This window comes from Pantoea sp. PGP6, from assembly GCF_053474785.1.
On record NZ_JBQBMA010000001.1, the window covers coordinates 314,214 to 335,804 of the forward strand.

20 protein-coding genes are annotated in these 21,591 nt (G+C 57.1%); 11 read left to right on the forward strand and 9 right to left on the reverse strand.

The window, feature by feature from the left end; genetic code table 11:
• Positions 1 to 107 precede the first annotated feature (107 nt).
• The gene (gene iolB / locus ACLIBF_RS01445) at positions 108 to 926 is read left to right on the forward strand and encodes a 5-deoxy-glucuronate isomerase (protein WP_089561866.1); all 819 of its coding nucleotides are present in this window, start codon (positions 108 to 110) and stop codon (positions 924 to 926) included.
• A 104-nt stretch (positions 927 to 1,030) separates the two neighbouring features.
• On the opposite strand, the gene ACLIBF_RS01450 is transcribed toward iolB, so the two are convergent.
• Both ACLIBF_RS01450 and ACLIBF_RS01455 read right to left on the reverse strand, forming a co-directional pair.
• Positions 1,031 to 1,873 carry a MurR/RpiR family transcriptional regulator gene (locus ACLIBF_RS01450; RefSeq protein WP_046289370.1) on the reverse strand — a complete coding sequence of 281 codons (843 nt, stop codon included), beginning with the start codon at positions 1,871 to 1,873 and terminating at the stop codon, positions 1,031 to 1,033.
• Positions 1,874 to 2,179: 306 nt separating this feature from the next.
• A complete protein-coding gene (locus tag ACLIBF_RS01455) occupies positions 2,180 to 4,093 on the reverse strand; it encodes a bifunctional 5-dehydro-2-deoxygluconokinase/5-dehydro-2-deoxyphosphogluconate aldolase (protein ID WP_279809615.1) in 1,914 nt (637 codons plus the stop codon).
• Between the two features lie 546 nt (positions 4,094 to 4,639).
• Here ACLIBF_RS01455 and iolD point away from each other — a divergent pair.
• From iolD to iolE, 3 genes are all read left to right on the forward strand, one after another.
• Positions 4,640 to 6,580, forward strand: a complete 1,941-nt coding sequence (gene iolD / locus ACLIBF_RS01460) for a 3D-(3,5/4)-trihydroxycyclohexane-1,2-dione acylhydrolase (decyclizing) (protein WP_069729099.1) — start codon at positions 4,640 to 4,642, stop codon at positions 6,578 to 6,580.
• Between the two features lie 63 nt (positions 6,581 to 6,643).
• Complete coding sequence (locus ACLIBF_RS01465; RefSeq protein ID WP_069729100.1) at positions 6,644 to 7,654, forward strand: Gfo/Idh/MocA family protein; 1,011 nt, start codon at positions 6,644 to 6,646, stop codon at positions 7,652 to 7,654.
• Between the two features lie 47 nt (positions 7,655 to 7,701).
• Entirely contained in the window at positions 7,702 to 8,598 is an 897-nt protein-coding gene (gene iolE, locus ACLIBF_RS01470) for a myo-inosose-2 dehydratase (RefSeq protein ID WP_031375245.1), read from the forward strand.
• Positions 8,599 to 8,677: 79 nt separating this feature from the next.
• Here the strand turns inward: iolE and ACLIBF_RS01475 are convergent, their stop codons facing one another.
• Both ACLIBF_RS01475 and ACLIBF_RS01480 read right to left on the reverse strand, forming a co-directional pair.
• Positions 8,678 to 9,232: a DcrB family lipoprotein gene (locus ACLIBF_RS01475; RefSeq protein WP_031375244.1), complete on the reverse strand. Its 555-nt coding sequence runs from the start codon at positions 9,230 to 9,232 to the stop codon at positions 8,678 to 8,680.
• Between the two features lie 118 nt (positions 9,233 to 9,350).
• Complete coding sequence (locus ACLIBF_RS01480) at positions 9,351 to 10,016, reverse strand: 7-cyano-7-deazaguanine/7-aminomethyl-7-deazaguanine transporter (RefSeq protein WP_031375243.1); 666 nt, start codon at positions 10,014 to 10,016, stop codon at positions 9,351 to 9,353.
• Between the two features lie 204 nt (positions 10,017 to 10,220).
• Between ACLIBF_RS01480 and tusA the strand changes: the two genes are divergently transcribed.
• Complete coding sequence (tusA, locus tag ACLIBF_RS01485) at positions 10,221 to 10,472, forward strand: sulfurtransferase TusA (protein WP_031375242.1); 252 nt, start codon at positions 10,221 to 10,223, stop codon at positions 10,470 to 10,472.
• Between the two features lie 51 nt (positions 10,473 to 10,523).
• Here tusA and ACLIBF_RS01490 read toward each other — a convergent pair whose 3' ends face one another.
• Both ACLIBF_RS01490 and ACLIBF_RS01495 read right to left on the reverse strand, forming a co-directional pair.
• Entirely contained in the window at positions 10,524 to 12,800 is a 2,277-nt protein-coding gene (locus ACLIBF_RS01490; protein ID WP_279809616.1) for a zinc/cadmium/mercury/lead-transporting ATPase, read from the reverse strand.
• A gap of 84 nt (positions 12,801 to 12,884) precedes the next feature.
• Positions 12,885 to 13,514: a lysoplasmalogenase gene (locus ACLIBF_RS01495; RefSeq protein WP_031375241.1), complete on the reverse strand. Its 630-nt coding sequence runs from the start codon at positions 13,512 to 13,514 to the stop codon at positions 12,885 to 12,887.
• A gap of 152 nt (positions 13,515 to 13,666) precedes the next feature.
• On the opposite strand from ACLIBF_RS01495, the gene ACLIBF_RS01500 reads away from it, so the two are divergent.
• Positions 13,667 to 14,023, forward strand: coding sequence for a DUF2500 domain-containing protein (locus ACLIBF_RS01500; protein WP_031375240.1), 357 nt, complete (start codon positions 13,667 to 13,669; stop codon positions 14,021 to 14,023).
• A 28-nt stretch (positions 14,024 to 14,051) separates the two neighbouring features.
• On the opposite strand, the gene ACLIBF_RS01505 is transcribed toward ACLIBF_RS01500, so the two are convergent.
• Both ACLIBF_RS01505 and rsmD read right to left on the reverse strand, forming a co-directional pair.
• Complete coding sequence (locus ACLIBF_RS01505) at positions 14,052 to 14,324, reverse strand: DUF1145 family protein (RefSeq protein ID WP_031375239.1); 273 nt, start codon at positions 14,322 to 14,324, stop codon at positions 14,052 to 14,054.
• A complete protein-coding gene (gene rsmD, locus ACLIBF_RS01510; RefSeq protein ID WP_031375238.1) occupies positions 14,314 to 14,913 on the reverse strand; it encodes a 16S rRNA (guanine(966)-N(2))-methyltransferase in 600 nt (199 codons plus the stop codon). Before rsmD ends, ACLIBF_RS01505 begins: the two co-directional genes overlap by 11 nt.
• Before the next feature lie 233 nt (positions 14,914 to 15,146).
• Between rsmD and ftsY the strand changes: the two genes are divergently transcribed.
• The 4 genes from ftsY to rpoH all read left to right on the forward strand — a co-directional run bounded on the left by ftsY (position 15,147) and on the right by rpoH (position 19,571).
• Positions 15,147 to 16,823 carry a signal recognition particle-docking protein FtsY gene (gene ftsY / locus ACLIBF_RS01515; protein WP_279809617.1) on the forward strand — a complete coding sequence of 559 codons (1,677 nt, stop codon included), beginning with the start codon at positions 15,147 to 15,149 and terminating at the stop codon, positions 16,821 to 16,823.
• 5 nt (positions 16,824 to 16,828) lie between these two features.
• Positions 16,829 to 17,497: a cell division ATP-binding protein FtsE gene (gene ftsE, locus ACLIBF_RS01520; protein ID WP_448309188.1), complete on the forward strand. Its 669-nt coding sequence runs from the start codon at positions 16,829 to 16,831 to the stop codon at positions 17,495 to 17,497.
• A complete protein-coding gene (ftsX, locus tag ACLIBF_RS01525) occupies positions 17,487 to 18,473 on the forward strand; it encodes a permease-like cell division protein FtsX (protein ID WP_046289368.1) in 987 nt (328 codons plus the stop codon). The genes ftsE and ftsX overlap by 11 nt, the downstream gene beginning before the upstream one ends.
• A gap of 240 nt (positions 18,474 to 18,713) precedes the next feature.
• Entirely contained in the window at positions 18,714 to 19,571 is an 858-nt protein-coding gene (gene rpoH / locus ACLIBF_RS01530; RefSeq protein ID WP_031376708.1) for an RNA polymerase sigma factor RpoH, read from the forward strand.
• Between the two features lie 62 nt (positions 19,572 to 19,633).
• Here rpoH and panM read toward each other — a convergent pair whose 3' ends face one another.
• Positions 19,634 to 20,029, reverse strand: coding sequence for an aspartate 1-decarboxylase autocleavage activator PanM (gene panM, locus ACLIBF_RS01535; protein WP_031376709.1), 396 nt, complete (start codon positions 20,027 to 20,029; stop codon positions 19,634 to 19,636).
• 397 nt (positions 20,030 to 20,426) lie between these two features.
• Here panM and ACLIBF_RS01540 point away from each other — a divergent pair, with 397 nt between their 5' ends.
• Complete coding sequence (locus ACLIBF_RS01540) at positions 20,427 to 21,539, forward strand: branched-chain amino acid ABC transporter substrate-binding protein (protein ID WP_031376710.1); 1,113 nt, start codon at positions 20,427 to 20,429, stop codon at positions 21,537 to 21,539.
• The last annotated feature ends 52 nt before the right edge of the window (positions 21,540 to 21,591 follow it).

Here is a 21,591-nt window from a genome sequence, read left to right on the forward strand (position 1 = left end):
CGGCAGGCCGCATTACGATGGCCTGCCGGTTAGCGGTTTCAGGCGGCTGGTTAAATCCGGGCCACTGCGACGGCAAGCGCATCTATCATGCAGAGAGGAGGAATGGGATGTCTTTACTTTCGAAAGCACAAGCACCAGACAGTCAGGGTCGCATTCAGCACGTCACGCCGGAGCGCGCCGGCTGGCGTTATGTCGGTTTCGACGTTTATCTGTTGAAGAAGGGAGAAACCCTGCGCCTCAGCAGCGGTGATAACGAGCTGTGCCTGGTGATAGTCGCCGGGCTGGCCTCGGTTAAAACCCGCCACGCAGAATTCCCTGGCATCGGTAAGCGCATGTCACCGTTTGAGCGCGTGCCGCCGTGGTCAGTCTATGTCCCGCATGACGATGAAGTCGACGTGCAGGCCGACAGCGATCTGGAACTGGCAGTCTGTAGCGCGCCGGGCCACGGCAATCTGCCTGCGCGGCTGATTGCGCCGGAAGATGTCGGGGTGGAGCATCGTGGCAAAGGACGTAACCAGCGGCTGGTACACAATATTCTGCCGGATAATAAACCGGCTGACAGTCTGCTGGTGGTGGAAGTCTATACCAATGAAGGCGATACCAGCTCTTATCCCAGCCACAAGCACGACCAGGAAGAGAGCGAAGACGAAACTTATCTGGAAGAGACCTATTATCACCGTTTCGATCCGGAACCGGGCTTTGCCATGCAGCGGGTTTACACCGACGATCGCTCGCTTGACGCGTGCATGGCGCCCTACAATCGCGATGTGGTGATGGTGCCGCGTGGCTATCATCCGGTGGCGACGCTGGCGGGTTACAACAACTACTACCTGAACGTGATGGCCGGACCGGTGCGGCTGTGGAAGTTTACCTGGGAGAAAGATCACGCCTGGGTCAATAGCGACGACTATCCGCGTCAGTCATAACTGTCTCACCGTCAGCCGTAACCGTTCCACCGCCGGCCGTGATTAAGCTCACCGCCGACCAATAAAAAAGGCAGCCAACAGGCTGCCTTTTTTAATCGCCTGAATCAGGGCGTTTCCGCATTGTTCAGTGCCAGTGACACCGCCAGCGTCTGCGCCAGACAAAGTGATGCAACCTGCGACCGGAAGCCATCCACCTGCGCTTCACGCACCACAAAACAGACGTCGCTGAAGGCGGCCAGCGGGCTGACCTGGCTGTCGGTGATGGCAATCTGATGCGCACCGCGCTTGGCACCCATTTCAACCACTTCGACCGCTTCACGCGCATACGGCGAGTAGCTGATGGCAATCACCACATCTTTAGGATTCACCAGGCTGAGCTGTTCGGTAAACATGCCGCCGAGGCCGTCGATCAGGAAGGCCCGGCGTTCCAGATGGCGCAGCGCATACACCAGATAAGAGGCGACGCTGAAAGAACGGCGCAGGCCAATCACATAGATATTCTCGGCCTCGTTCAGCAGCTTCACCGCTTTGTTCAGCTGCTCCGGATTAACCTGCATCGCCAGCTGCTGTAACGCCTGGCTGTTAACCATGGTAAACACATTGAGGATCTCAGCCGGGCTTTCAGGCGCACTGGCGCTGTCATCGGTTGAGGTCTGACGAAACAGACGGGCGCGTTCAGTGTAGTTAACCGTCTCTTCCATCAGGTGCTGACGAAAAACCTGTTTCATTTCATTGAAGCCGCTAAAGCCAAAAGCGTTGGCAAAGCGAATCAGGGTTGATGGCGGGACATCAGCCTGCTGGGCAATAGAGGCCACGGTATCAAAGGCAATGCTATTGCTGTTATCAAGAATGTAACGCGCAACCTGTTTAAGACGTTTGCTCAGCGTTTCGTAGCGGCGACGAATATCGTCCTGCAATAAAGAAAGTTGGGTGGGATTATTGGTCATTACTTCTGCCCGTGTAATAAGAATAATGGCTGGATAATGAGCGCTATAGTACCAGATGGATGGAAAATTTCATTTGTTTGCGTCAACAGAGCGGTTTATTTCATGGCTTTATGAATTGCTTCACAGAATGTCCCGGCGCGGCCAGCCGGAGAGGCGGTTCGTGGCGCACAAGGATAAAACGGCGCTGATTTGCGGCTGTCAGGATGGGGAGAGTGAGGATAGCAGGGCGGGCGACAGCAGAAGGATGACGGTGTAAGACATAAAAAAACGCCACCCTCTGAGCAGGATGGCGTCTGGCGGGCTGCATCAGGCGCGGGCGGCGCGCCAGTACTCAATCAGCCGCAGGTAGTTGCCTTTCACGGTGTCGATCAGCGACTGATCGTCCAGTTCGCCCTGTAACCACTGGCGCGATGGCTGACCAAAAATCGTCCGGCCGACAGCAAAGCCTTTTACCCATGGCGCTTTCGCCGCAGCGGCGAAGCCAGCTTTGAGCTTCTCTTCCGGCGCGTCCAGACCGAGTAACAGAATGCCGCGGCAGTGCGGGTCCTGCTGTTCGATCAATCCGCTGATCGCCTGCCAGCTTTCGGCCGACAGCGGCGGCAGTTTCCACCAGTCCGGCTGAATGCCGAGGCTGTAGAAGTGACTGAGAATATCAAAATAGTAACCTTCATTACGATCCGGGTTGCTCTCCGGCAAAATCACTTCCAGCAGCAGTTCATGGCCACTTTTGTTACAGCCGTTCCAGACATCCAGTACCTGCTCATCCTGCTCTTTACGCAGTTCGGCACTGTCGTGCGGATGATAAAACACCAGGCATTTCACGACGTGTTCGGCTGGCCAGTCGATTAGCTGTGAGCCGATGTTGCCATGTTCCAGCCGCAGCGGGCGCGAACCCGGCAGTTCAATCGGGCGACCAATCCACCACTGTTTACCGGTGATGGCATTCAGCGCTTTCTGGCCGTAAGTGGTATCCGCCAGAATACCGCTTTTGTTCTCCAGTCCGGCGGTTTGCGCCGCTTCCTCGGCCGCTTTCAGCAGCAGCAGTTTAAGCTGTGGAATTTTGCTCTCATCGACGCCCGCTTCGCGCGCCATATCCACCAGCTGTTTACGATGGTCAAAGGCGAACACGTTCAGTTCCGGCCACTGCTGTTTGCGGGTGGTCACGCGGTGCAGATGGTTGAGGCGACTGTCGAGATCGGGCCGTTTCACCTCGTTATCGCGACTCAGGAAATCATCCAGCTCCGCTTTGGTGGGCATGGCGGGCGCGCAGCCGTGGCGTGACACCACCAGCGCTCCGCAGGCGTTGGCGTAACGGCACGCCTGTTCCCAGCCTTCATCGTTCAGCCAGCCACGCAGCAGGCCGGACATAAACGCATCGCCTGCGCCCAGCACGTTTAGCACTTCGACCCGCACCCCGCTGTGCAGCCGGGTCTGTTCCCAGCTATCCGGGATCTCACCTTCAAACACTACGCAGCCCAGCGGACCGCGTTTGCAGACCAGCGTCGCCTGACTGGCCTGACGCACGTTCTTCAGGGCGGTCAGCGTATCGGTGCTGCCACCGGCAATATGAAACTCTTCTTCGGTACCGACGATTAAATCGAAATAATGCACCACTTCCTGTAGCTGCTGCGTCACCTGCGACGATTCAATGAAACGGGTTTCACCGTCGCCGAGCGAGGTCAGTCCCCACAGCACCGGACGATAATCGATATCCAGTGCGGTACGCAGGCCGTTGCGGCGGGCAATATCCAGCGCTTTCAGCACCGCTTCGCGGGTCTGCGGGTGGGATAAGTGGGTGCCGGTCACCGCGACCGCGCGCGAAGAGGCGATAAAATCTTCCTGCACGTCGTCCGGTACCAGGCCCATATCGGCGCAGTTATCACGGTAGAAAATCAGCGGAAAAGTCTCTTCATCTTTAATACCGAGGATCACCATGCCGGTCAGGCGTTTTTCGTCGGTGATTAAGGCATCGGTATTACAGCCGACGCGCTGCAACTCTTCGCGCAGAAAGCGACCATTGTGCTCATCTCCCACCCGCGCCAGCATCGCCGATTTCAGGCCCTGAATCGCAGTGCCATAGGCGACGTTGCCTGAGGAACCCCCGAGATATTTGGCGAATGAGGTGACATCCTCCAGCCGCGCCCCGATCTGCTGACCATAAAAATCGACGGCGATGCGCCCGATACAAATCACATCAAGCCGCTTCTGTTGTGTACTCATACCTGTGGTTTCCTTCTGTGATTAGCAGACACTGCGGGCGAAAAGCCCGACGTCGCGCGCTTTGCTTCCGGGTCTATAGGTGCCTGATTGGCTATGAGGGCAGTATGAGGAATAAAAATTCCAAGTTCAACATGAAATGAAATATCCATCGCGATTTTGTGAACCAGGTAAAACTCCTGATTCCACTCAGCGATCGGCAGAGCCAGGTTGACGGCGCCCGGCATATCAGGGTTGTGAGAGAGATCGCAGGAATATCCCCATTAATAGAGGAAGCTGCTGAAGTGAAATGAATTTTTTCATCATTCGATGATGTCCATAAAACGTTCCAGTTTTCCCGGTCCGGATCGCCTGTCAGTCCCGGCAGCGTCACTAAATTTGATCTCACTCGCAAAATGAAATGTTTCTTCTGTAATTGTATTTTATGAAAAATATATTTGTTTATAATCGCCTCACGTTTCAATTATACCGGTCGCCTTTTCCGCAGTATGACTTCGCCTGGCGCGTTGTACCGGAGTCAGGTACCACCAGCATGTAAAGGAAGAGCATATGGGCACAATCAGACTGACCACTGCACAGGCGCTGGTTAAATTTCTTGATAATCAATACATTGATGTTGATGGCGTTGAGACTAAGTTTGTAAAAGGCATCTTCGCCATTTTCGGTCATGGCAACGTGCTGGGAATGGGACAGGCGCTGGAGCAGGATAGCGGCGATCTGGTGGTGTATCAGGGCCGCAATGAGCAGGGCATGGCGCATGCCGCCACCGGCTTTGCTAAACAGTCACTGCGTCGTCAGATCATCGCCTGCAGCTCGTCAGTCGGACCCGGTGCCGCCAACATGATTACCGCGGCTGCCACCGCCACCGCGAACCGTATTCCGCTGCTGCTGTTGCCCGGCGACGTGTTCGCTACCCGCCAGCCCGATCCGGTTTTGCAGCAGATTGAGCAGAGCTACGATCTTAGCATCAGCACCAACGACGCCTTCCGGGCCGTCAGCAAATACTGGGACCGCGTCAGCCGTCCGGAACAGCTGATGTCGGCCTGCATTAACGCCCTGCGCGTGCTGACCGATCCGGCCGAAACCGGCGCGGTAACGCTGTCGCTGCCGCAGGATGTGCAGGGTGAAGCCTGGGATTACCCGGACTATTTCTTCCAGAAGCGGGTGCACCGACTGGATCGTCGCCTGCCGGTTGCGGCGCAGCTGGCCGATGCCCTGACGCTGATCGGCCGTAAGCGCAAGCCGCTGATCGTCTGTGGCGGCGGGGTTAAATACTCTGAAGCGGGTGAGGCGCTGCGCCAGTTCGCCGAGCGTTATCAGATTCCGTTTGCCGAAACGCAGGCGGGCAAAGGCACGGTGATCTCCGACCATCCGCTTAACGTCGGCGGCGTCGGTGAAACCGGCTGTCTGGCCGCCAACCTGCTGGCAAAAGAGGCTGATTTAGTCATCGGCATCGGTACCCGTTACACCGACTTCACCACCGCCTCGAAATGGATTTTCCAGAATCCGGACGTCAGCTTCCTCAATATCAACGTCAGCAATTTCGACAGCTACAAGCTGGATGGCGTACAGCTGCTGGCCGATGCCCGTGAAGGGTTGACCGCGCTGACGGCCGCGCTGGCGTCACAGCATTACAGTAACGACTGGGGCAGCCAGATTGAGCAGGCGCAGAGCAAACTGCTGAAAGAGACTCAGCGAGTCTATCAGGTGGAGTATCACGAACAGGACTTTGTGCCGGAGATTGCCGACCATCTCGATCGTGAAGCGGTATTCGCCGAGTTCAACCGCCTGACCCAGTCAGTCCTGACGCAAAGCAGCGTGCTCGGTACGCTGAACCAACAGTTACCCAAAGAGGCGGTGATTGTTGCGGCAGCGGGCAGCTTGCCCGGCGATCTGCAGCGCGTCTGGCGCACCAAAGATTACAACGCCTATCACGTGGAGTACGGCTACTCCTGTATGGGTTATGAAGTTAACGCCGCGCTGGGCGCAAAACTGGCGCAGCCGCAGCGAGAAGTCTATGCGCTGGTCGGCGATGGCTCTTTCATGATGCTGCATTCCGAGCTGGTTACCTCGATTCAGGAAGGGGCGAAGATCAACGTGGTGCTGCTGGATAACATGACCAACGGCTGCATCAATAACCTGCAAATGGAACACGGAATGGACAGCTTCACCACCGAGTTCCGCTTCCGTAATCCGGAAGGTGGCAAGCTGGATGGGGGCTTCGTGCCGGTTGATTTCGCCGCCATCGCGGCAGGCTACGGCTGTAAAACCTACCGCGTCACCACGCTGGAGCAGCTAAAAGCCGCGCTGGAAGATGCCAGAACGCAGACCGTTTCCACGCTTATCGACATCAAAGTGCTGCCGAAAACCATGATCCACAAATATTTCAGCTGGTGGCACGTTGGCGTCGCGCAGGCCTCCGATTCTGAACGGGTTCAGGCGGTAGCGGATAAGCTGAAAACCCATCTGGATCAGGCGCGTAAATACTAATTTCAGGGCCGGATCACGGCCCCTTTCCTCTTATCTCAGCACGAACCCTACACAGGTGTAATTATGACTTTGAAACTTGGCGTCATCGGTACAGGTGCAATTGGTCAGGAACATATTCGCCGCTGCAACCACGTGTTGCAGGGCGCACAGGTGGTTGCCGTCTCGGATATCAACGTTGACGGCGCGCGCGCTGCGCTGCAGCGCCTGAACATCGAGGCGCAAGTGTTCCAGAACGGACATGACGTGATCCAGTCACCAGAGGTGGATGCGGTGCTGGTGACGTCATGGGACCCGACCCACGAAGAGTTCACCTTAGCTGCGATTGCCGCGGGCAAACCGGTGTTCTGTGAGAAGCCGCTGGCGATGAGCGCCGAAGGCTGTCGCCGGGTGGTGGACGCTGAAATCCAGGCCGGCAAACGGCTGGTGCAGGTCGGCTTTATGCGCCCTTACGATGCTGGCTACCGCGCGCTGAAAAAAGTGATTACCGACGGGGATATTGGCGAGCCGCTGATGCTGCACTGTGCGCACCGTAACCCGACCGTGCCGGAAAATTACACCACGCCGATGGCGATCACCAACACGCTGATCCATGAACTGGACGTGCTGCGCTGGCTGACCAATGACGATTATAAAACGGTGCAGGTGGTCTTCCCGCGCGTCACCTCAAAATCCCATGCCCAACTGAAAGATCCGCAGATTGTACTGTTTGAGACCCAGAAAGGGGTACGCATCGACGTCGAGATCTTCGTCAACTGCGCCTATGGCTATGACATCCAGTGCGAAGTGGTTGGGGAAGAGGGCATTGCCCGGTTGCCTGAGCCGTCGTCGGTGCAGCTGCGTAAAGATGCCCGATTGTCGAACACCATTCTGGTTGACTGGAAAGATCGGTTTATCGAAGCGTATGACGTGGAGCTGCAGGCGTTCATCAACGACGTGAAAGCGGGCACGCTGACCGGTCCGTCTGCCTGGGATGGCTTTGCCGCCTCAGTGGCCGCCGATGCCTGTATCAAAGCGCAAAACAGCGGTGCGATTGAAACGGTAGAGATGCCGCCACGTCCTGCTTTCTACTCTTAATTCAGCCCAGACAGGCGGGATGACCGCCCCGGCTCAGGAATAAAATGATGAACAAAGACAATGTAAAACTGGCTATCGCCCCGATTGGCTGGACCAACGATGACATGCCGGATCTCGGCAGTGAGAACACCTTCCAGCAGACGGTGAGCGAGATGGCGCTGGCCGGTTTTACCGGTAGCGAAGTCGGCAGTAAATATCCGCGCGATCCAGCGATTCTTAAACCGATGCTCGACATTCGCGGCATTGAGATCTGCAACGCCTGGTTCAGCACCTTTTTTGCCAACGGCGACAAAGCTAAAACCATCGACGAGTTCGTTAACCACATGAACTTCCTGCATGCGATGGGTGCGCGGGTGATTGGCTGTTCAGAACAGAGCAAAAGTATTCAGGGCACCACGCTGGCGGTGTTTGAGCAGAAACCGGTGTTCAGTGATGAGGAGTGGCAGCTGACGGCAGAAGGCTATAACGAACTGGCGCGGATTGCGGCTGAGAAGGGGATGCGGGTCACGCTGCATCACCATATGGGGACCGGTATTCAGACGACTGAAGAGATAGACCGCTTTATGGCCCTGACCGACGATCAGGTTGGCCTGCTGTATGACACCGGTCACGTCTACTACTCTGAGGGATCGCAGCAGAAGATGCTGGCGGTGCTGGAAAAATATCTGCCGCGCATTTTCCACGTCCACCTGAAAGACGTGCGTGACGAGGTCGTCGCCGAGGTGCGCGACAATCATCTCTCCTTCCTGGAAGGGGTGAAAAAGGGCACCTTCACCGTACCGGGCGATGGCGTGATCGATTTCAAACCGGTGTTCAAAATCCTCGACGATTACGGCTACAAAGGCTGGATGGTGGTGGAAGCGGAGCAGGACCCGGCGCTGGCTAACCCGTTTGAATATGCGGTGAAAGCGCGCAAATATATTCGTGAGAACGCAGGATTGTAAGCGCAGGCGGGAAACCGTGAGATAAACCGGCTTCCCCCAGATGGGGGAAGCCGCAAGCCAGCAGGGCAGTCGCCCGGCCTTATTTCAGCGCAATACTCTTCACAATATTGTCGGCATCGCTTTGTGCCTGCTGCTGGTTGTCGCCTGGCAGGGTAATCTGCAGCGTCACCAGTTTGCCGTCGACTTTGGCCAGAATCACCGATGACCATGAGGTCTGGTTATTGGCAGAAATCACCGTATCCAGCTGCTGTGCCGGCTGATCTTTCAGCGTGACCGCTTTGTTCGAGACCACCTGCAGTTGCGGATCGCGGTTGCGCTGCTGCTGCTCCATACGCTGTGACAGCACGTCCAGCCCATCACTGGTCGGCTCACCGGCAATCACAATAATCGCGCGCGCACCGGTTTCGTCGGCATACACGTGCATATTGGTGGTCTGTGAACCGAGCTTGCCGCTCTTGTCCGACATGCCCGGCGGCAGCGAGAAGCTCAGTTTGCCATCCATCAGCGTCACGGTCTGCGCCGACTGACTGGCGCTGACGCCGTTGTCATTCGCCGCGTCATCTTTCTTCTGGTCACAGGCGGCTAAGCCCAGCACCAGTAAGCCCATTCCTACATATTTCACCAGGTTGCGCATCAGAATCCCTTTTTTAAGTTTCCAGTCAGCCGTTAATACAACAGGAATCAGGTTGCAAACGCAACCTGATGATTGTCAGCAGATCTTAGCGGGTAATGGCGTAAATCGGTATGGCGGGTTAGCCGAAATTTATCTGGCTGGTGGCACGGCGCTCAGCCAGGCGTTTCAGCGCGGCATTGAGCAATACGCCGTAGGCCGGCAGGAAGAACACCATGCAGATCAGCACCTTGAAGCTGTAGTCAACCAGGGCGATCTCCACCCAGTGCTGGGCCATAAACGCATCAGGGCTTTTATAAAAAGCGATGAAGAAAAAGGCCAGCGTATCGCTGATGTTGCCGAGGAACATGGCGCAGCCTGGAGCGATCCACCATTGCGGCAGGGCGCGCAGACGGTTGAAGACGTGCACGTCGAGGATCTGACCCAGGGCGTAAGCCATAAAGCTGGCGCAGGCGATACGCGCGACAAACAGATTCACCTGTTCCAGTGCCGCCCAGCCCTGCCACTGACCCTGATAATAGAGCGAAGAAACGGCATAGGAGATAAACAGCGCCGGGATCATCACCGCCAGAATAATGCGTCGGGCCAGCGGCGCGCCAAAGATGCGCACGGTCAGATCGGTTGCCAGGAAGATAAACGGGAAGCTGAACGCGCCCCAGGTGGTGTGGAAGCCGAAAATGGAAATCGGCAGCTGCACCAGGTAGTTACTGGAGGTGATCACCAGCAGGTGAAACAGCGATAACCAGAACAGCGCGTGCATGCGCTGACGCGAAGAGAATGCGAGCATAATCAACCTTTTTAATGTTGGGGTGAGGGAACCCATTGCGGGACGCCGTTCGGGCAGCGCCTGGCAGTTTTATGAGCAAAAAGCGGCGGCATCTTACCGCGTTGTGCTATTTATGCAATGGTTAATTTTAGCGCAATCGTTATCGCCTTGCGTCAACGGCACCACGCGCTAGAATGAGCGCCCCAAACCTGAACCGAGTCCATTATGAGCGATGCTTTTTCCTCTGCCGACCATCAACTGGATGCCCGTGGCCTGCGTTGTCCGGAGCCGGTGATGATGGTGCGCAAAACCGTTCGCAGCCTGCAGGATGGCGATACGCTGTTGATCATTGCCGACGATCCGGCCACCACCCGCGATATTCCCGGCTTCTGCCGCTTTATGGAGCATCGCCTGCTGGCGCAGCAGACCGATAACCTGCCTTATCAGTTCCTGATCCAGAAAGGGATGGCGGAGTAACGCTGGGTGCCCATTGGCAGCGCGGCCCGTCATCTGACCGGCCGCTCGTCTTCAGCTTCGGTTGCGCAGTAATCGCAGCGCGTTAGCGGTGACCAGCGCCGTTGCGCCGGAATCCGCCAGCACCGCCAGCCACAATCCGGTCAGTCCCAGCAGGGTCGTGACCAGAAATACCGCCTTCAGCCCCAGCGCAATGGTCAGGTTCTGACGAATGATGCGGCGCGTACGGCGCGCCAGTACAATCATCGGTGCCAGATTGCTGAGCTGATTGCGCGTCAGCGCGGCATCGGCCGCCTCCAGCGCAACGTCGGTGCCGCTGCCCATCGCGATCCCCAGCGTCGCCGCTTTCATCGCCGGCGCATCGTTAATGCCATCCCCGACCATCGCCAGCGGCTGCTGCTGACTCAGTTCTGCTATCGCCGCCACCTTGTCGGCCGGTAACAGGCTGGCACGGTACTCAATGCCCAGTTGCCGGGCGATGGCTGCCGCTGCACGCGGGTTGTCGCCGGTCAGCATCAGACTCTCAATGCCCAGTTTTTTCAGCGCCTGTAATGCGGCGATCGCATCGCTGCGCAGCTGATCGCGCAAGGCCAGCGCGCCCAGCGCCTCGCCATTGCGGGCCAGCACCACCACCGTTTCACCTGCTGCTTCACGCTGGGTGATCTGTTCGGTTTGCTGCGCCGTCAGTCCGGTCATCTGCGCGGGCGTCAGCAACCGGATCGGCTGGCCATTGACCACCGCCGTAATGCCCCGTCCCGCCTGAACCTGCTGATCGCGGGCGGCCGGGATGGCCAGATTGCGTGCCGCCGCCGCCGCCACAATCGCACTGGCCAGTGGATGCGTCGCGCCCTGTTCAACTGCCGCGCTGAGCGCCAGCATCTCTGCTTCGCCGGTCTCGCCAAAGCGCAGAATCCCGGTGAGCTGCGGCTTGCCAACGGTCAGGGTGCCGGTTTTATCGAACGCCATCATGCGCAGGGAACTCAGACGTTCTAAGGCCGCGCCGCCTTTGATCAGCGCGCCCTGACGTGCAGCGGCAGCCAGCCCGGAGGTAATCGCTGCCGGCGTGGAAATCACCAGTGCACAGGGGCAGCCAATCAGCAGTAAGGTCAGGCCCTTGTAGATCCACGGCTGCCATTCTCCCGCGCCGAGCAACGGGGGCACCACCATCACCAGCAGCGACAGCATCATCACCAGCGGCGTATAGAGACGGCTGAACCGATCGATAAAGCGCTCAACCGGGGCGCGGTGGGTTTCTGCTTCTTCAATCAGCTGCAGTATCCGGTCAATCGCGCTTTCGCCCGGTTTCGATACCACTTCCAGCGTGACCAGCCGGTCAATGCTGGTGGCACCGGCCAGTATTTTTTCGCCGCTGCTGCGCGTCACCGGCAGCGACTCGCCGGTTAATGCGCTTTCATCAAAGCTGGCGAGCGGCGTGATTAAGCGGCCATCGACCGGCAGGCGACTGCCGGCTGACACTTCAATCTGATCGCCGGGCTGCAGCGCAGCCAGTGGCACGTCGCTGCGCCGACCCTGCTCAAGACGGACCGCCGATTCCGGCCGCAGCGCCATCAGGCGGGTCACGCCACTGCGCGCCCGCGAGGCGGCATAGCTTTCGAGCTGTTCGCCAAGCTGAAACAGCACCAGCACCATCGCTGCTTCGGCGTGAGCGCCGATGATCAGCGCACCCGCTGAGGCCAGCGTCATCAGGGTTTCGATGGTGAAAGGCGAGCCGCTGCGCAGCCGTTGCCAGGCGCTGCGCGCCACCGGAAACAGGCCGATCAGGGTAGTGACAATAAACAGGCGATCGCCCCACAGCGGCGCGAAATGGCTGAGCAGGCTACTGGCGAGCACCAGCAGCGCCAGCGCAATCAGCATGCGGTTATGCTGCCAGCGTGGGCCATCGGCTGCCGTTTCGGTCTGCGTACTGAGCTGGAAGCCGGCTTTTTTGACCGCCTGCTCCACCGCCTGGCGCACGTCGCTGTCCGCATTGACCACCAGTTTTTCACTGCTGAACAGGACGCGCGCCTCGGTGACGCCCGCGACCTGCTGAACGGCGGTTTCAATGCTGCGGGCGCAGCCGGGACAATCCATCCCGCTGACCTGCCAGCTATAAGGTAGAGTGCCGACGCGTCGTCGGTCACTTTCCTCATCGGCGTCGTTGCCGGGACTGCTGTTACTGTCGCAGCAGCAGCCCGCACTATCCGGCGTGACCGGAGTCGCGGCATGAATAGAGAGCGTCAGGGGACGGGACTGAGGGATCTGGCACAGGGGTTTGGCTGCGGCGTGGCTGGCACGCGGTTTACCGCAGCCACAGGCGTGATGTTGATGCATATGACCTCCGGAAAAGGGATGGACGAAGCTGCCCATCCCGCTATCCTACACTCTGGAGTGAACTCCAGAGTCAAGGTCAGTTTTTTAAATCACCCACAGTGAACGGACAATCATAAAGTGACCGGCAAAGTAGCAGGCCGCAACGATAGCGCTGTCGGCACTGAAACGACGGCGATAGTGGCTGATAAACCAGACAATGTTAGCCAGCAGCAGCAGACCTGCACCGACCATGATTGAGAAGCTGTAATCGGTAGGACGGAAGAAGTATTGCTCAGTAGCGATCCAGGTCATCACCAGCGTCATGCCGATAAAAGTACAGATCGGCCAGCGCAGATCTTCCAGTCTGCTCCACAGAATGCCAATCAGCACCACGCCGATAATCAGCAGCGTCAGCGGGATCGGCCAGAAAAAGGTCATGGTCATGCTGGCGGCAAAACAGAGGGTATACAGCAGATGCGACAGGAAAAATGCGCCAATCGCATAGAGCATCTGCTGACGGGGCAATAGCGTTAGCGCATCACCGACCAGCGTGGCGATCAGGCCGGCCAGAATCAGATAGTCAGTGGTATTCAGCGTCGGAGCCTGCCAGGCCAGGCCGACCAGCAGCAACAGTGTGACCGGTTTAAACAGCCAGCGTTGCCATTGCGGACCGCGATAGGTGGCATCAACGTAGAGCCAGCCGGAGAAAAGTACAGCGAGGAAAGACCAGAGCATTGTTTCTCCCTTTTTTAACCAAAATGGTGAAAGATCCCAAAATATCCCTTCCAGTTTAGGTTACGTCCCGACGATGTGACAATCAGGCAACTCTGGTTGTATGCTTTGCCGCGCAGTTAACGCCATCCGCACCCTTTAAGCCCGAGAGAATTATGAGCAAACCACCGCTAATCTTTATTATCGTTCTGGCAATTATCGCCGTGCTGGCAACCCGTCAGTTCATCAAGCAGCGCCGGGAAACCGCCGTCAATGACGCCTCTCCGGTGCGATCCCTGACGGCACAGGTTAAAACCAAACGGGAGTTTCCGGCACCCAATCGCCGCTCACGTCAGCGTGAAGTGATTGCCGGAGAAGAGATGCGCTACGAAGCGCTGTTTCATCCGCTTAACGGTGCCAGCGACATTAAAGTGCAGCTTCAGGAAGCGCAGTATCATCAGCTGGATAAAGGGGCGAAGGGCGAATTAAAAATGCAGGGGACGCGCTTTATCAGCTTTACGCCAGCGCAGTAATCAGCGGGCAGGGTGCCCGCTCTGAAGACTACTTTTTCCGCGGGAAGTGCTTTTTCTGCCAGGCGACCAGCTCAAATACGCCGAACACAAACACTTTCACCTGGGTCAGGCGGTCGATTGGCGGGGCATCTTTGGTCTGCGTTGCACGCAGTAACACCAGCTGCAGGCCGTGCATCATGATCATGAAAAACAGCGCGACATTAATGAAGTAGGTCAGCGGTTTCGGGTAGGGATGGACCACGTTAACCAGCAAAAAACCCCATACGCACAGCATCAACAGACGCCCCAAATTAAGTAACATCCTGCGTCTCCAGTTGACGTTGATATAAACGATAAGCCACTTGTCCGGCTATTTTCTCGCGATAAAGGTTCCACTCTGGCGGCACCGGCGGCGCGCCATTTTCCACTTCACTTTCGACGTAGATCAGCGCCTCGTCTGCCAGCCAGTGATTCTGTTCCAGCAGCTGCAGCGTCTGTTCCAGCAGGCCCTGACGAAACGGCGGATCGATAAACACCACGTCAAACGGTTGGCCCGGCTGGGCCAGAAAGCTGAGGGCATTGGTCTGAATCACTTTGCCGTTGCTGGCGTTCAGCGTCTGCAGATTCTTCATCAGTTGCTGTGCCACCGGACGCTCCAGCTCCAGTAGCGTAGCCGATCCAGCGTAACGCGACAGCGCTTCCAGACCTAACGCGCCGCTGCCGGCGAAACAGTCGAGACAACGTGCGTCGGGCAGTACCGGCGCCAGCCAGTTAAACAGCGTTTCACGAACCCGATCGGTGGTCGGGCGCAGTCCGGCACTATCGGGCACCGGCAATTTGCGTCCGCGCCATTGTCCGCCGATGATGCGGATCTGGCCGGCACCGCCGGTACTGCGGGGGTTTTTAGTCATCTTGCTCACAACTCGTCATAATTTGTTGCGTAGTTTAACGGGCGAATCGGTGAGAAGAAACGTTAAAAAAGGGTGCTGTGGTGAGCTGGCTGGAAAGTGTTAGACTACTGAGTTGCTGAAGTCATGCAGTATTCTGCGGTTTTACGCCGGTCTGGCGTTAGCCAATTTTAATTGATTCACCCCTGGAAACGACGTGCGACCGGGACAAAGCCATCGAGGAGTGTAGTCACACAATGGCAAAAGAGAAAAAACGTGGCTTTTTTTCCTGGCTGGGATTTGGCAAAGAAGAAGAGAAGCAACCCTCTGCGGAAGAGCAGGCGCAGCAGGCGGCTGAGTCTGCTCAGCCGCAGTCAGAGCAGCAAGCCGCAACCTTAACGCAGGCTGAAGCGCAAGCGGAAGAGACTGTCGCCATCACCGAAACGGTGGCCGGACAGCAGCGTGATGCGGATGTGACGGCCGCTGCGCCACACGAAGCCGCGCCGGAAGCCCTGGCGGAGCCGGAGCCGATTCAGGCTGACCCGGAAGCCTTACTGGAAACGGCGAGGGGGCCGGAGGCTGACGTTGCTCCGGTCGTCGAGGCTGATGCCGTTATCACACCAGCGGCTGATGCTGAACTGCATCAGGCCGACGCGCCGCTGAGCGACGAAGAGCTGGAAGCCCTGGCGCTGGGCGAGGCGGAGATCATCGAAACGCCACCGGCCGACGTGCCGCTGAGCGACGAAGAGCTGGAAGCGCTGGCGCTGGGCGATGCGGAGATCATCGAAACGCCACCGGCCGACGCGCCGCTGAGCGACGAAGAGCTGGACGCGCTGGCACTGGGCGAGGCAGAGATCATCGAAACGCCACCGGCCGACGCGCCGCTGAGCGATGAAGAGCTGGACGCGCTGGCGCTGGCAGAAAGCGAAGAAGCCGATGTCGTGCCGGATACCGTCAGCGATCTGCCGTTAGCCGCTGCGCCAATCATCACGCAGGAGCAGGAACGTCCCAGCAAGGAGGGCTTCTTTGCTCGCCTGAAGCGCAGCCTGGTGAAAACCCGTCAGAACCTCGGTTCCGGTTTTATCAGCCTGTTCCGTGGCAAAAAGATTGATGATGACCTGTTTGATGAGCTGGAAGAGCAGTTACTGATTGCCGACGTCGGCGTCGATACGACCCGCCGCATCATTACTCACCTGACTCAACAGGCGAACCGTAAGCAGCTGCGTGACGCAGAAGCGCTCTACGGCTTGCTGAAAGCGGAAATGGCCTCGATTCTGGCCAAAGTCGATGCGCCGCTGGATGTCTCCGGCAAAACGCCGTTTGTCATTCTGATGGTTGGCGTCAACGGTGTGGGTAAAACCACCACCATCGGCAAACTGGCGCGTCAGTATCAGGCCGAGGGCAAATCGGTGATGCTGGCTGCCGGTGACACCTTCCGTGCCGCTGCGGTAGAGCAGCTGCAGGTCTGGGGCCAGCGCAATAATATTCCGGTGATTGCCCAGCATACCGGTGCGGATTCCGCTTCGGTGATCTTCGATGCGATTCAGGCAGCCAAATCACGCGGTGTGGATGTTCTGATCGCGGATACCGCCGGTCGTCTGCAGAACAAATCACACCTGATGGAAGAGCTGAAGAAAATCACCCGCGTAATGAAGAAGCTGGACGAAGATGCGCCGCATGAAGTGATGCTGACGCTTGACGCCAGCACCGGGCAGAATGCGGTCAGCCAGGCCAGACTGTTCCATGAAGCGGTTGGCTTAACCGGTATCGCGCTGACCAAGCTGGATGGCACGGCCAAGGGCGGTGTGATCTTCTCGGTCGCCGATCAGTTCGGTATTCCGATTCGCTATATCGGTGTCGGGGAAGGCATCGAGGATTTACGGCCGTTTAAGGCGGAAGATTTTATTGAGGCACTGTTTGCCCGAGAGGACTAATTAGGATGATTCGCTTTGAAGAGGTCAGTAAGGCATATCTCGGCGGACGTCAGGCACTGCAGGGGGTGGATTTCCATCTGCGTCCCGGCGAAATGGCGTTCCTGACCGGCCACTCCGGTGCCGGTAAAAGTACGTTGCTGAAGCTGATTTGTGGCATTGAGCGTCCGAGTGCCGGACAAATCTGGTTTAGCGGCCACGATATTTCCCGCTTGCGTAACAGTGAAGTGCCTTTCCTGCGCCGTCAGATTGGCATGATCTTTCAGGATCACCACCTGCTGATGGATCGTTCGGTGTATGACAACGTGGCGATCCCGCTGATTATCTCCGGAGCCAGCGGCGAAGATATCCGTCGTCGTGTCTCAGCAGCGCTGGATAAAGTCGGCCTGCTCGACAAAGCGAAAAGTTACCCGATTCAGCTGTCAGGCGGTGAACAGCAGCGTGTCGGTATCGCCCGTGCGGTGGTAAACAAACCGGCGGTGCTGCTGGCGGATGAACCAACCGGTAACCTTGATGAAGCGCTGTCGGAAGACATTCTGCGGCTGTTCGAAGAGTTCAACCGCGTTGGCGTCACGGTATTAATGGCGACGCACGACAACGGCTTAATCGCCCGTCGTAACTACCGCGTCATGACGCTGAACCAGGGACGCCTGCACGGAGGCCACTATGGTCAATAAACGCAATAAACGCCCGACGGCGCAGAAAGCGAAGCAGCAGCCGTCAAAAAGCAAAGCGCTGAAAGGCGGCTGGCAGGAACAGTGGCGCTACGCGCTGCGCGGTACGCTGTCTGACATGTGGCGTCAGCCGCTGGCGACGCTACTGACGGTGATGGTAATCGCCATTTCGCTGACCCTGCCAAGCGTCTGCTATATGGTGTGGAAAAACGTCAGTCAGGCGGCGACGCAGTGGTATCCGGCACCGCAACTGACGGTCTATCTCGACAAAGCTCTGGATGACACTGCCGCGGAAAACGTGGTGGCGCAGCTCAAACAGGTTGATGGCGTGGATAACGTCAATTACCTGACGCGGGAAGAGGCGCTCAACGAGTTCCGCAACTGGTCAGGCTTTGGCGGTGCGATGGATATGCTGGAGCAGAATCCGCTGCCTGCGGTGGCGATTATCACGCCGAAGCTCAATTTCCAGAATTCCGACACCATGCAGAGCCTGCGCGATCGGGTCACCAAAGTGCAGGGCGTGGATGAAGTGCGGATGGACGACAGCTGGTTCGCACGGCTGGCGGCGCTGACCGGGCTGGTAGGGCAGATTGCCTCAATGATCGGCGTGCTGATGATTGTGGCGGTGTTCCTGGTGATCGGTAACAGCGTACGGCTCAGCATCTTTGCCCGTCGCGATACCATCAACGTTCAAAAGCTGATTGGCGCGACCGATGGCTTTATCCTGCGGCCGTTCCTGTATGGCGGCGCGTTGCTGGGCTTCAGCGGCGCGGTACTGTCGCTGGTGCTTTCAGAAGTGCTGGTGCTGCGGTTACAGTCGGTGGTGGCCCACGTGGCGACCGTATTCGGCACCACCTTCTCACTGGAGGGATTCTCCTGGGATGAGGCGTTGCTGTTATTACTGATTGCCGCGATCATCGGCTGGGTGGCCGCCTGGCTGGCGACGGTACAACATTTACGCCGATTTACGCCCCAGTAAACGCCTGCAACATTTTTTTGTTATAATACTCCTCTGCTGCCGAAGACCGGATGCAGAGGACGTATTACCTCTTCCCTTCCTGTCATCTGTGTGTAAAATATTCACTGCTATAATTGTTGTTGTGGATAACTTTGTTGTCCCGGTAGCACAGATTGCTTTCGGATTTCGCGCGACGTTGACATACTGTATCGTCTGCGCAAGGAAATGTGCGGCAATTCCACTGAATTTGTGAGGGTTTGAATGACCAAAGAAATGCAAACTTTAGCTATTGCTCCTCTTGGTAACCTGGAGTCTTACGTCCGGGCTGCCAATACCTGGCCGATGCTATCGGCAGAAGAGGAAAAAGCGTTGGCTGAACGGCTGCATTACCAGGGCGATCTGGATGCGGCAAAGACGCTGATCCTGTCTCACCTACGCTTTGTAGTTCATATCGCTCGTAACTACTCCGGCTACGGCTTGCCGCAGGCTGACCTGATTCAGGAAGGTAACATCGGCCTGATGAAAGCGGTGCGTCGCTTCAACCCTGAAGTGGGCGTGCGCCTGGTCTCATTTGCCGTGCACTGGATTAAAGCCGAGATTCACGAATACGTGCTGCGTAACTGGCGTATCGTGAAAGTCGCGACCACTAAAGCACAGCGTAAGCTGTTCTTTAACCTGCGCAAAACCAAGCAGCGTCTGGGCTGGTTCAACCAGGATGAAGTCGAGATGGTGGCGCGCGAGCTGGGCGTGAGCAGTAAAGACGTGCGTGAAATGGAATCACGTATGGCGGCGCAGGATATGACCTTTGATATGTCGGCCGACGATGAGAGCGGTGAAGGCAAATCAATGGCGCCGGTGCTCTATCTGCAGGATAAAACCTCTGACTTTGCCGATGGCATTGAAGAGGATAACTGGGATGCCCACGCTGCCGATAAGCTGAGCTATGCGATGGAAGGTCTGGATGAGCGTAGTCAGCACATCATTCGTGCCCGCTGGCTGGATGAAGACAACAAAACCACGCTGCAGGAGCTAGCCGATCAATACGGCGTCTCAGCGGAACGTGTCCGCCAGCTGGAAAAGAACGCCATGAAAAAACTGCGCATGGCGATCGAAGCGTAATACCGCAAGGTAACCTTCAGGGGCGACATTATCATGTCGCCCTTTTTGTTTTCTGCGCCCGCCTAATCGACTGCTAATACCCAGCCATCCGCCTGCGCCCTGAAGCCACACGCCTGCATAAACGCCGCCCGCACCTGCTGATCGTCGCTGCCATCGTCTGCCATCCACCAGTCCGCTAATGACCCGTTCTGCCTGATGGTCTCTTCCAGCAAATATTGCCCGACTCCGCGGCGACGGGTGACATCGCGCACCGCCAGCCGCTGGATCTTGCCGTGAATACCTGAAATCTCCAGCTGTAACGCGCCCAGCAGGCGATCGTTGAAGCGTGCCGCATAAAGTCGATGCCGTTCATTCAGGCGCTGTTCCAGACGATCAATCTCCAGATCCGGCCAGATTTTAGCCAGATCAATGCGGTCCTGCGGCGTCAGCGCGGTTAAACGCTGGATGGTGAGCTTCATGACAAACACCTATACTTGTAAAAGGGGAAAGTGTAGCGAAAGTATACAACCAGAGCGCTGACACATTTTCATCAATAAAACAGGTCAAAAGATGGCCTGGCTGCCAGAATGATAGTTGTAAACAGGCCCTGGATGCGATCAATCCAGCATAAGCCGCTGGCAAAGTGGTGAAAAACCGGCCGTTGCATCCAGTGTATTATGCTGTTGCACTCAGGCAATTCTGAATATGTCAGTTGATTTACAGAAGAAACTTCCTGTTTAATAACCTGAAAAATAAAGCCTTATTACTAATAAATGCCAGAAAAGTGCGCTAACTCATTATTGCTTAATCAGTTTTTGATCTTTATCTGGCAGTTTGCACTCACACATACACGACATAACACATGGGGTAGTCCGGATGAAAATGAAAGGTCGCGCATTACTGGCGGGATGCGTAGCACTGGCGATGAGCCATGCAGCGCTGGCTGAAGATATTAAAGTGGCGATTGTTGGGGCGATGTCTGGCCCGGTTGCGCAGTATGGCGACATGCAGTTTGCCGGGGCTACTCAGGCGATTGAAGATATTAATGCCAAAGGCGGCGTCAACGGCAACAAACTGGTTGCGGTGAAATATGACGATGCCTGCGACCCGAAACAGGCGGTGGCGGTAGCCAACAAAGTGATCAACGACGGCATCCGCTATGTTATCGGCCATCTCTGCTCCTCATCGACCCAGCCGGCGTCTGACATTTATGAAGATGAAGGCGTGCTGATGATTACCCCTGCCGCCACCGCGCCGGATCTCACCGCCCGCGGTTATAAACTGATTATGCGCACCACCGGTCTCGACTCCGATCAGGGCCCGACCGCGGCCAAATACGCCATGACCGAGCTGAAGCCGCAGCGTATCGCCGTGGTTCACGACAAGCAGCAGTATGGCGAAGGCCTGGCGCGTTCAGTGCAGGATAGCCTGAAAAAGCAGGGCGCCAACATCGTGATGTTTGAAGGTATCACCGCAGGCGATAAAGATTTCTCCACCCTGGTGGCGCGCTTTAAGAAAGAGAACGTCGATTTCGTCTACTTCGGCGGTTACTACCCGGAGATGGGCCAGATTGTTCGCCAGGCGCGTGCAGCCGGTCTGAAAACCCAGTTCATGGGTCCGGAAGGGGTCGGTAACGCCTCGCTGTCCAACATCGCCGGTGCCGCCTCTGAAGGCATGCTGGTGACCTTACCGAAACGCTACGATCAGGTTGAGACCAACCAACCGATCGTTGATGCGCTGAAAGCGAAGAAACTCGATCCAACCGGTCCGTTCGTCTGGACCACCTATGCTGCCCTGCAATCTCTGGCGGCCGGGATGGAGCGCAGCAAGAGCGCAGAGCCGGAAGATATCGTGAAAAACCTCAAGGAAGGCGCTGCGGTGCCAACCGTGATGGGCAACCTGAGCTGGGATCAGAAGGGCGATCTGAAAGGCTTTGAGTTCGGCGTCTTCAAATGGCATGCCGACGGTACCTCGACCGCTGTGAAGTAAATCAGGCTGTTTACTGGCGGGTCAGGTAGCGGGTAACCGCTGCCTGCTCCCC